Below are 10,960 nucleotides of genomic sequence, written 5' to 3' on the forward strand. Positions count from 1 at the left end.
ACCTGCGGTCGGTGTACGTACCGGGTCAGCCGATCCCCAGTTCCCTGTCGATCAGGTCGAACATGTCCTCGTCGCTCGCTTCCGTGAGTTCGTCGTCGACGGCCTCAGCTTGCGGTGGCGCTTCGCCCTCCCAATGGGTGAGCAGGCTGCGCAGCCCTTCGGTGAGTGCCCGCCGAGTGGCGTCGTCGTTGGCCCCTCGCAGTGCCTTCTCGACCTGTTGCAGCTCGCGGATCACGAGGGTTCCGGGAGCCGCATCCGGTTGCGGGAGCAGCAGTTCGTCCCGCAGGTACTGGGCGAGCGCGGTCGGTGTGGGGTGGTCGAAGACAAGCGTGGCGGGCAGTGTCAGCGCGGTGGCCGCATTGAGCCGGTTGCGCAGTTCCACCCCGGTCAGCGAGTCGAAGCCCAGCTCGCGGAAGGCCCGCGCGGGCCTGACCGAGTCGGTCGAGGAGTGACCGAGCACTGCGGAGGCGTGGCTGCGGACGAGGTCCAGGAGCATGCGCTTGCGCTTGGGCTCCGGAAGTGCGGCCAGCCTGCCGGGCAGGTCCGATCCCTTGTCGGCAGCGTCTGCCTTCTCCTCCTGGCCCGCGAGAAGTTCCCTTACCTCCGGCAGTTCGTCCAGAAGCGGGCGGGGCCCGCTCGCCGTGTACGCGGGGAGGAAGCGGTCCCACCGGATGTCGGCGACGACGAGTGTGGCCTCCCCGTGCTCGACGGCCTCGCGCAAGGCGTGGACGGCAAGGTCAGGAGCCATCGCGGGAACACCCCGGCGACGCAGCTGCTCGGCCACGGCCTCGTCGACCATGCCGCCTCCCGCCCAGGCTCCCCAGGCGATGGACGTGGCCGTCCGGCCCTGGGCCCGGCGCCATTCGGCGAGCGCGTCGAGGTGGGCGTTGGCTGCCGCGTAGGGGCCTTGACCGCCGTTGCCCCACACTCCGGCGCCGGAGGAGAACAGGACGAAGGCCTCCAGCGGGTGGTCGGCCAGCAGCTCGTCGAGGTGAAGGGCGCCGGAGACCTTGGCGTGTACGGCAGCCATGGCATCGTCGAGGGAGGTCTCGGCGAGCGGGCGGGCTTCGCCGACGACGCCCGCGGTGTGCACGACGGCGGTCAGCGGGGGCTCGTCGGAGAGCGAGTCCAGCAGCTTGGCCACTGCGGCGCGATCGGTCACATCGCATGCGGTCACGGTGACGCGCGTGCCCAGTGCGGTCAGCTCGGCAGACAATTCGGATGCGCCGGGGGCCTCGGGCCCGCGCCTGCTTGCGAGTACGAGGTGTTCCGCCCCGTCGGCGGCGAGCGACCTCGCCACGTGGGCGCCCAGGGCTCCGGTGCCGCCGGTGACGAGAACCGTGCCGCGCGGCTGCCATGGCTCCGCCCTTGCCGCCGTATCGAGGGGAGCATGCACCATGCGCCGGGCGTAGACACCGGAGGCGCGTACGGCGTACTCGTCCTGGCTGCCGCCATCACCGCTGAGCAGGGATACGAAGCGGCGCAGCGCGTGGTCATCCGGGGTCCCCGGCAGGTCGATCAGGCCACCCCACCGATCGCGGTGGTCGAGGCCGAAGACGCGGGCCAGACCCCAGATCGCGGCCTGGGCGGGGTTGCGGAGGCGGTCGGGCTCCCGGTCGGTTTCCAGTCCCCGCACGGGCGGGCAGACGGAGACTGCGCCCTGAGTGACCCCCCACAGACGGGCGTTCAGGTCTGGGTCGGCGAGCGCCTGAGCAAGCGCGATGGTGCCGAGCAGACCACCGGCGACCCCCGCGTGGCCGTCGGCGTCCTGGTCGTCGAGCGCGAGCAGCGACACGACGTTGACGGAGCCGGCGGCTTCACTGTGCAGCGCGGCCAGATGTTCCGCCAGTTCAGCGCGGCTGGTGGACGTGGATACGGGCATGAGGCGGGCTCGGTTGCCGAGGCCGCGGGATGTCGCCTGTACGAGGTCGTCGTTCTCGTGACCGGCGGGGACGACGATCAGCCAGGTGCCGTTCAGGCTGGTACGCGCGGGCTCCGGCTGGGGGCGCCACACGATGCGGTAACGCCACGCGTCCACCGTGCTCCGCTGCTCCCGCTGCCGCTGCCACGACGACAACGCCGGCAACACCTCACGCAGCGCCCCCTGGTCGGAAAGACCCAACGTCCCCGCCAGACCCTCCAGATCCTCGCGCTCCACGGCCTCCCAGAACCGCGCATCCACCGGATCAACAACCCCGGCCCCCGAAGGACGACCGGACTCCAGCCAGTAACGCCGGTGCTGGAAAGCGTAGGTGGGCAGATCCACCACCCGCGGCCGGTGGTCGGCGAACGCCGGGGACCAGTCCACGTCCACGCCGTGCACGAACAAGTCGCCCAGCGAGGTGTAGAACCGCCCAAGGCCGCCCTCATCACGGCGCAGGGTGCCGGTCACGACCGCTGCCGCGCCGACGGCCTCGGCGGTCTCCTGGACCGGCACCGTGAGGACGGGATGCGGGCTGACCTCGATGAACACCCGGTGGTCCTCGGCCAGCAGGGTGCGGAGTGCGGGTTCCAACCGGACTGTCTGGCGCAGATTGGTGAACCAGTACCCGGCATCAAGCTCCGCCGTATCGAGCCACTGGCCCGTCACCGTGGAGAAGAACGGCACCCCACCCGAACGGGGACACACCGGCGCCAGAACATCCAGCAACTCATCCTTCAGAGACTCCACATGTACGGAATGCGACGCGTAATCCACCTCGACCCGCCGTGCCCGGATGGCTCGTTGCTCACACGCGGCGATCAACTCGTCCAGCGCGTCCGCATCACCCGAAACGACCACCGATGACGGGCTGTTGACCGCCGCCACCGACAACCGCCCCGACCACTGGCCCAGCAGCTCCTGCACCTCGGGCTGAGGCAGGGCCACCGACACCATGCCGCCCTCGCCGGACAGCGAACGGATGGCCTTGCTGCGCAACGCCACAATCCGAGCCCCGTCCTCCAGGCTCAGCCCGCCCGCGACACAGGCCGCCGCGATCTCCCCCTGGCTGTGCCCCACCACCGCGGCAGGCTCCACCCCATACGAACGCCACACCTCCGCCAGCGACACCATCACCGCCCACAACACCGGCTGGACCACATCGACCCGGTCAAGACCGGGCGCACTCTCAACCCCACGCAACACCGACGTCAACGACCAGTCGGTGAACCGCCCCAACGCCCCCTCACACTCCGCCAACCGCGCAGCGAAAACCGGCGAGGAATCCAACAACTCCACCGCCATCCCCACCCACTGAGACCCCTGACCCGGAAAGACAAACACCGTCCTGCCAGCCGAGCCCGATACACCGCCGATCGTCACCGCAGGATCAGGACGCCCATCCGCAACCGCCCGCAGCCCCGCGACCAAATCACCGCCCTGCGCCCCCACCACAACAGCCCGGTGCCCGAACATCGACCGCGACGCCACCAGCGAATGCCCCACCTCAACCGGCGACAGCCCAGCACCCTCCACCCACGACGCCAACCGACCCGCCTGAGACACCAACGCCGCCGGGGAACACCCAGAAACCACCCACGGCACCACAACACCCAACGACGGCGCAGACTCCCCCCCGTCAGCATGCTCCGTCGACCCCACCTGCTCGACAATCACATGCGCGTTGGTCCCACTCACGCCGAAGGACGAGACACCGGCACGCCGCGGACGTCCCGGCTCCTCCTCCCACGGCCGCGCCTCGGTCAACAACTCCACCGCACCCGCCGACCAGTCCACGTGCGGTGACGGCTCATCCACATGCAGCGTCGCGGGCAGCTCGCCATGCCGCATGGCGAGCACCATCTTCATCACACCCGCCACACCGGAGACGGTCTGGGTGTGCCCGATGTTGGACTTGAGCGAGCCGATCCACAGGGGCCGGTCCTCGTCCCGGTCGCTGCCGTAGGTGGCGATCAGCGCCTGCGCCTCGATGGGGTCGCCGAGCGTCGTCCCCGTACCGTGCGCCTCCACCACATCCACATCACCCGCCGACAGACCCGCATTCGCCAACGCCGCCCGGATCACCCGCTGCTGCGACGGACCATTCGGCGCCGTCAGACCATTCGACGCACCATCCTGATTGACCGCCGTACCACGTACGACAGCCAGCACGGTGTGTCCATTGCGCCGGGCATCCGACAGCCGCTCCACCAACAGCACGCCGACGCCCTCGGAGAGCGCAAAGCCGTCTGCCGCCGCCGCGAACGGCTTGCACCGCCCGTCCCGCGCGAGCCCCCGCTGACGGCTGAACCCGATGAACGGCCCAGGATCAGCCATGATCATGGCGGCACCGGCGACGGCGAGCGAGCACTCACCCGAGCGGAGAGCTTGCACGGCCATGTGTAGAGCGACCAGCGACGACGAGCATGCGGTGTCCACCGTCACCGCCGGCCCTTCCAGCCCGAGCGTGTACGAAACACGGCCGGACGCGACACTGGTGGCCGCCCCTGTCGCGAGGTACCCCTCGATCTGCTCGGGGTCGGCCGCCCGCAGCCGGTTGCCGTACTCCTGGTCGGTGACACCCATGTAGACGCCGGTCGCGCTGCCGCGAAGGGACTTGGGGTCGATGCCCGCGCGCTCGAAGACCTCCCAGGAGGTCTCGAGGAGCAACCGCTGCTGCGGGTCCATCGCCAGAGCCTCACGCGGTGAGATCCCGAAGAACTCGGCGTCGAAGTCACCGGCGTCACGCAGGAAGCCGCTCTCCCGGACGTAGCTCCCGCCCGGCCGGTCGGGGTCGGGGTCGTACATGCCGTCCAGGTCCCAGCCCCGGTCGGAGGGAAACGCGGACACGGCGTCGACCCCGTCCCGAACCAGCCGCCACAGATCCTCGGGCGACCGCACATCACCCGGATAGCGGCAGGCCATGGACACGATCGCGATGGGTTCATCGCTCGAGGGAGGGGAAGTGGGCACCGCGGCCGGCTTCGCGGCGGTTTCCTCCTCGCCGAGTGTCTGAACGCCGACGTACTCGGCGAGAGCGGCCGGGCTCGGATGGTCGAACACGACGGTCCTGGGCAGCCGCAGGCCAGTGGCCCGGCCCAGCCGGTTGCGCAGCTCGACGGCGGTCAGGGAGTCGAAGCCCAGCTCCTTGAAGGGGCGTTGGGGGTCCACCGAGGCCGTCTTGTCGTGCCCGAGCACGGAGGCGACCTGTTCACGGACGAGAGCCAGCAGCGCTGCGGCGCGTTGCCGGACGTCAAGTCCGGCCAGCCGCTTGGCGAGCACCGACAGGACGGGCCCTCGCTCCTCGCCCTCACCATCGCCGTCCGCCGTGAGCTGGGGGATCTCCGTGAGCAGTCGACTGCGCCGTACCGAGGTGAAGACGCTGTCGAAGCGCTGCCAGTCCACATCGGCGACCGCGATCGTCGTCTCGTCGTGGTCCAGCGCCTGCTGGAGTGCCGTGATCGCTGTCTCCGGGGCGATGACGGGCACTCCGCGGCGCCGCAGCACGTCCTGGATCGACTCCGCGATCATGCCGCCGCCCGCCCAGGGGCCCCAGGCGACCGACAGCACCGGTAGCCCGTCGGCCCGGCCCCGTTCCGCGCGGGCGTCGAGGAGCGCGTTGGCCGCGGCGTACGCCCCGTGATCGGCGACTCCCCACGTGCCGGATATGGAGGAGAAGTAGACGACGGTGTCGAGTCGTCCGGGATCGAGTACCGAGGACAGGTGGTCGGCTCCGGAGACCTTGCCCGCGAGTGCCGCCGCGAGGTCTTCCGGTCCGGTGTCCGCCAGCGTGGCCAGGGCGCTGACCCCGGCGGCGTGCACGACGGCGCAAATCGGGTCCCCATCGTGCTCGATCTGCCGCACGAGGGCTGCCACCGCCTGCTGGTCGCCGATGTCGCAGGCCGCGACGGTGACGCGGACTCCCTGGTCGCGGAGTCCGGCGCTCAGTTCGGCCACACCGGGTACGTCGGCGCCGCGACGGCCCGTGAGGACGAGATGTTCCGCGCCCTTGGATGCGAGCCAGCGGGCGATGTGAGCGCCCAGTGCCCCCGTGCCGCCGGTGACCAGGACGGTGCCGCGTGGGCGCCAGGAGCGCCGTGGGGTTGTGCCTGCGACCGGTGCGGGAACCAGTCGACGCCCGAGCACGGCAGAACCCCGGACGGCGAGTTGGTCTTCGTCGTCACCGGCTGCCAGGACCTGCGCAAGCAGCGCCGCTGAACGGCCGTCAGCCTGGCTGGGCATGTCGACGAGGCCGCCCCAGCGCTCCGGGTGCTCCAGCGCGGCGACCCGGCCGAGTCCCCAGATCCCGGCCTGGTCCGGGTTCGCAGGCGCCTCGTCCTCACCCGTGCCGATGCCCGTGCCGATGCCAGTGCCGATGCCAGTGGCGATACCGGTCGCGATACCGGTGGCGACCGCACCCTGGGTGACGCACCACAGCGGCGCGTCGATCCCCGCGTCTCCGAGTGCCTGGACCAGGGCGAGAGTGAGCGAGAGGCCGGCGGGAACGCAGGGGTGCTCGCTGTCCGGCCGTTCGTCCAGGGCCAGCAGGGACAGCACACCGGTGAACGGTCCGGCCTCGGCGCGCAGCCGGTCCGCGAGCCCGGCCCTGTCGTCCACAATCAGCGGCTGCGCGCGCGTGCCCGCCGCCTCCAGAGCGTCGAGGGCGCCGCAGACCAGCGTGTCGTCCTCGTGCCCGGCCGGAACCACGACGAGCCAGGTGCCATCGAGTTGCCGGACAGCCGGTTCCGGGAGGGGCCGCCAGGCGATGCGGTAGCGCCATCCGTCCGCCGTACCGCGCTGCCGCCGATCCCTGTGCCACGACGAGAGCGCAGGGAGCACCTCACTCAGCGCCCCGGCGCCGGGAAGCCCGAGGGTACCTGCCAGCGCCTCTCCGTCCTGGCTCTCGACAGCTGCCCAGAACGCCTCTTCTTCAGGGGAGGCGGCCTCCGCCGCAGCTTCGGGCTCCAGCCAGAAGCGCTGCCGCTGGAACGCGTACGTCGGCAGGTCCACGACTCGCGGACGGCGGCCGGCGAACACCGGCGCCCAGTCCACGTCCACGCCGTGTGCGTACAACTCGCCCAGCGAGGTGTACAACCGACCCGGCCCACCGTCGTCGCGGCGCAGCGTTCCGGTCACCACCACGTCGGCGGCGGCGTCCTCGACGGTCTCCTGAAGCGGCACGGTGAGGACAGGGTGCGGGCTGACCTCCACGAACACCCGGTGGCCCGCGTCCGCGAGTGCTTGGACGGCGGGGGCGAACTCGACGGTCCGCCGCAGGTTGGCGTACCAGTACCCGGCGTCCATCTCCGCCGTGTCCAGCCAGTCCCCGGTGCTGGTCGAAAAAAGCGGCACGGAAGAGGTCCGCGGGGCGATCGGCGTCAGGACGTCGGTCAGCGTGTCCTCGATCGCCTCCATTTGCGCCGAATGCGAGGCGTAGTCGACCTCGATCCGCCGTGCCCGGACACCACGCCGCTCACACTCCTCCACCAGCCGGCCCAGAACGTCATCATCACCGGAGACCACCACCGATGACGGGCTGTTGACCGCCGCTACCGATATCTGTCCGTGCCATGACTCGATCAGCTCCTCCACTTCGGGCCGGGGCAGCGCCACCGACACCATTCCGCCCTGTCCCGACAGCGAACGGATGGCCTTGCTGCGCAACGCCACAACCCGAGCCCCGTCCTCCAGACTCAGCCCGCCCGCGACACAGGCCGCCGCGATCTCCCCCTGGCTGTGCCCCACCACCGCGGCAGGCTCCACCCCATACGAACGCCACACCTCCGCCAGCGACACCATCACCGCCCACAACACCGGCTGAACCACATCCACCCGGTCAAGACCCGGCGCACCCTCAACCCCACGCAACACCGACGTCAACGACCAGTCGGTGAACCGCCCCAACGCCCCCTCACACTCCGCCAACCGCGCAGCGAAAACCGGCGAAGAATCCAACAACTCCACCGCCATCCCCACCCACTGAGACCCCTGACCCGGAAAGACAAACACCACTCCCCGCCCGGGGTCGGTGGGAACGGATCCGGTGGCGGTACCGGACCGGGGGTCGCCGTCAGCCACGGCGTGCAGGTCCGCGAGCAGCGCGGCCCGGTCGTCGCCGACGAGCACTGCCCGGTGTTCGAGTGCTGCGCGGGTCGCAAGGAGGGAGTGCGCCACTTCGTACGGTGCCGCATCGGGGCGGGATTCGAGGTGGGCGGCAAGCAACTGCGCCTGCGCACGCAGCGCGTCCGGGGACCGTCCGTGCACCACCCAGGGCACGACCGTTCGGTGGGGGGCACCGTCCTGCTCGTCGCCGGTTGCCTCGTACGACGGTTCCGCCGGCGACTGTTCAACGATCACATGGGCATTGGTGCCGCTGATGCCGAACGACGAGATGCCGGCCCGTCGCGAATGCCCGTCCTCTTCCCACGGCTGGGGCTCGGTGAGTAGCCGCACCGTGCCCGCCGACCAGTCCACGTGCGGTGACGGCTCGTCGAGGTGCAGCGTTTCCGGCAGGACGCCGTGTCGCAGGGCGAGCACCATCTTGATGACACCGGCGACACCGGCGGCGGCTTGCGTGTGCCCGATGTTGGACTTGAGCGAGCCGAGCCACAGTGGCCGGTTCTCGTCCCGGTCGCTGCCGTACGTGGCGAGGAGCGCCTGCGCCTCGATGGGGTCGCCGAGCGTCGTCCCCGTACCGTGCGCCTCGACCGCGTCGACGTCGGACGGCCGCAGACCGGCAGTTGCGAGCGCGGCGCGGATAACCCGCTGCTGCGACGGACCGTGGGGGGCGCTGAGACCGTTCGAGGCGCCGTCCTGGTTGATGGCGCTGCCGCGGATGAGCGCGAGTACCGGGTGGCCGTTGCGCCGGGCGTCCGACAGGCGTTCCAGAAGCAGGATCCCAACGCCCTCGCCCCACGCCGTTCCATCGGCGTCGGCGGCGAACGGCTTGCACCGCCCGTCCGGCGCGAGCCCCTGCTGACGGCTGAACTCCACGAACATGCCGGGCCGGGCCATCACCGTAGCCCCACCGGCCAGCGCGAGTGTGCACTCCCCGGCGCGCAGCGCCTGCGCGGCGAGATGCAGCGCCACCAGGGACGAGGAGCACGCCGTGTCCACAGTGACGGCCGGTCCTTCGAGTCCGAGCGTGTAGGCGACCCGACCGGAGGCCACGCTCGCGGTTGTTCCGGTCAGGACGTGGCCCTCGACCTTCTTGCCGGCCTGGTGGAGGCGGGGGCCGTACTCCTGAGCCATGGCTCCGACGAACACGCCCGTGCGGCTGCCACGTACAGATGTCGGGTTGATGCCCGCCCGTTCGAGCGCCTCCCAGGAGGTCTCCAGGAGCAGCCGCTGCTGCGGGTCCATGGCAAGTGCCTCGCGCGGCGAGATCCCGAAGAATCCGGCGTCGAAGGACGCGGCGTCGAGGAACCCGCCCTCGCGTACGTAACTCGTGCCCGAACGTTCGGGGTCGGGGTCGTACAGCCCGTCGAGATCCCAGCCACGGTCGGTGGGGAACGGCGACACCGCGTCCACCCGATCCCGCAGGATCTGCCACAGGTCTTCGGGCGACCGTACGCCGCCGGGGTAGCGGCAGGTCATCGCGACGATGGCGATCGGCTCATCGGCGTCTGTCACCGGGAGGTGCGTGTGCTCGACGTCGTTCGTGCCGCCCATGAGCTCCGCGTCGATGTAGTGGGCGAGTCGAGCGGGTGAGGGATGGTTGTACAGCGCGGTGGACGGCAGCTGCATTGAGAGAACGAGGTTCATCCTGTTGCGCAGTTCCACGGATGTCACCGAGTCGAAGCCCAGATCCTTGAACGTCCACGTGGCGTTGATCCCGGACGGATCCCGGTGGCCAAGCACTGCGGCAGCGTTGTCCCGTACGAGATCGAGTGTCGGTCGGCGCGTTCCGAGGGCGTCGGTCTTCCCGTCGGCCGGCTGACAGGGCTCGTCGGAAGCGGGCTTGCGGGGGTGCTCGGCAGTGGTATTTATCCAGTGCCGCTCCCGCTGGAAGGCGTAGGTGGGCAGATCCACGACCCGCGGCCGGTGGTCGGCGAACGCCGGGGACCAGTCCACGTCCACGCCGTGGACGAACAAGTCGCCCAGCGAGGTGTAGAACCGCCCAAGGCCGCCCTCATCACGGCGCAGGGTGCCGGTCACGACCGCTTCCGCGCCGACGGCCTCGACCGTCTCCTGGACCGGCACCGTGAGGACCGGATGCGGGCTGACCTCGACGAACACCCGGTGGTCCTCGGCCAGCAGGGTGCGGAGTGCGGGTTCCAACCGGACTGTCTGGCGCAGATTGGTGAACCAGTACCCGGCATCAAGCTCCGCCGTATCCAGCCACTGGCCCGTCACCGTGGAGAAGAACGGCACCCCACCCGAACGAGGACACACCGGCGCCAGAACATCCAGCAACTCATCCCTCAAAGACTCCACATGCACCGAATGCGACGCGTAATCCACCTCGACCCGCCGCGCCCGGACTTTGCTCCGCCTGCATACGCCGATCAGCTCGTCCAACGCGTCCGCATCACCCGAAACGACCACCGATGACGGGCCGTTGACCGCCGCCACCGATATCTGCCCGCGCCAAGGCTCGATCAGCTCCTCCGCCTCGGGCCGGGACAGCGCCACCGACACCATGCCGCCCTGTCCCGACAGCGAACGGATGGCCTTGCTGCGCAACGCCACAACCCGAGCCCCGTCCTCCAGACTCAGCCCGCCCGCGACACAAGCCGCCGCGATCTCCCCCTGGCTGTGCCCCACCACCGCGGCAGGCTCCACGCCGTACGAACGCCACACCTCCGCCAGCGACACCATCACCGCCCACAACACCGGCTGAACCACATCCACCCGATCCAGACCCGGCGCACCCTCAACCCCACGCAACACCGACGTCAACGACCAGTCGGTGAACCGCCCCAACGCCCCCTCACACTCCGCCAACCGCGCAGCGAAAACCGGCGAAGAATCCAACAACTCCACCGCCATCCCCACCCACTGAGACCCCTGACCCGGAAAGACAAACACCGTCCTGCC

1 protein-coding gene is annotated in these 10,960 nt (G+C 70.3%); it reads right to left on the minus strand.

From position 1 onward, the window contains the following. Positions 1-25 precede the first annotated feature (25 nt). Positions 26-10,960: type I polyketide synthase (locus ACH492_RS38260; RefSeq protein WP_398993791.1), on the minus strand; the 10,935-nt coding region annotated here is incomplete at its 5' end.

The organism is Streptomyces sp. NPDC019443 (genome assembly GCF_044389785.1).
Lineage (GTDB): Bacteria > Actinomycetota > Actinomycetes > Streptomycetales > Streptomycetaceae > Streptomyces.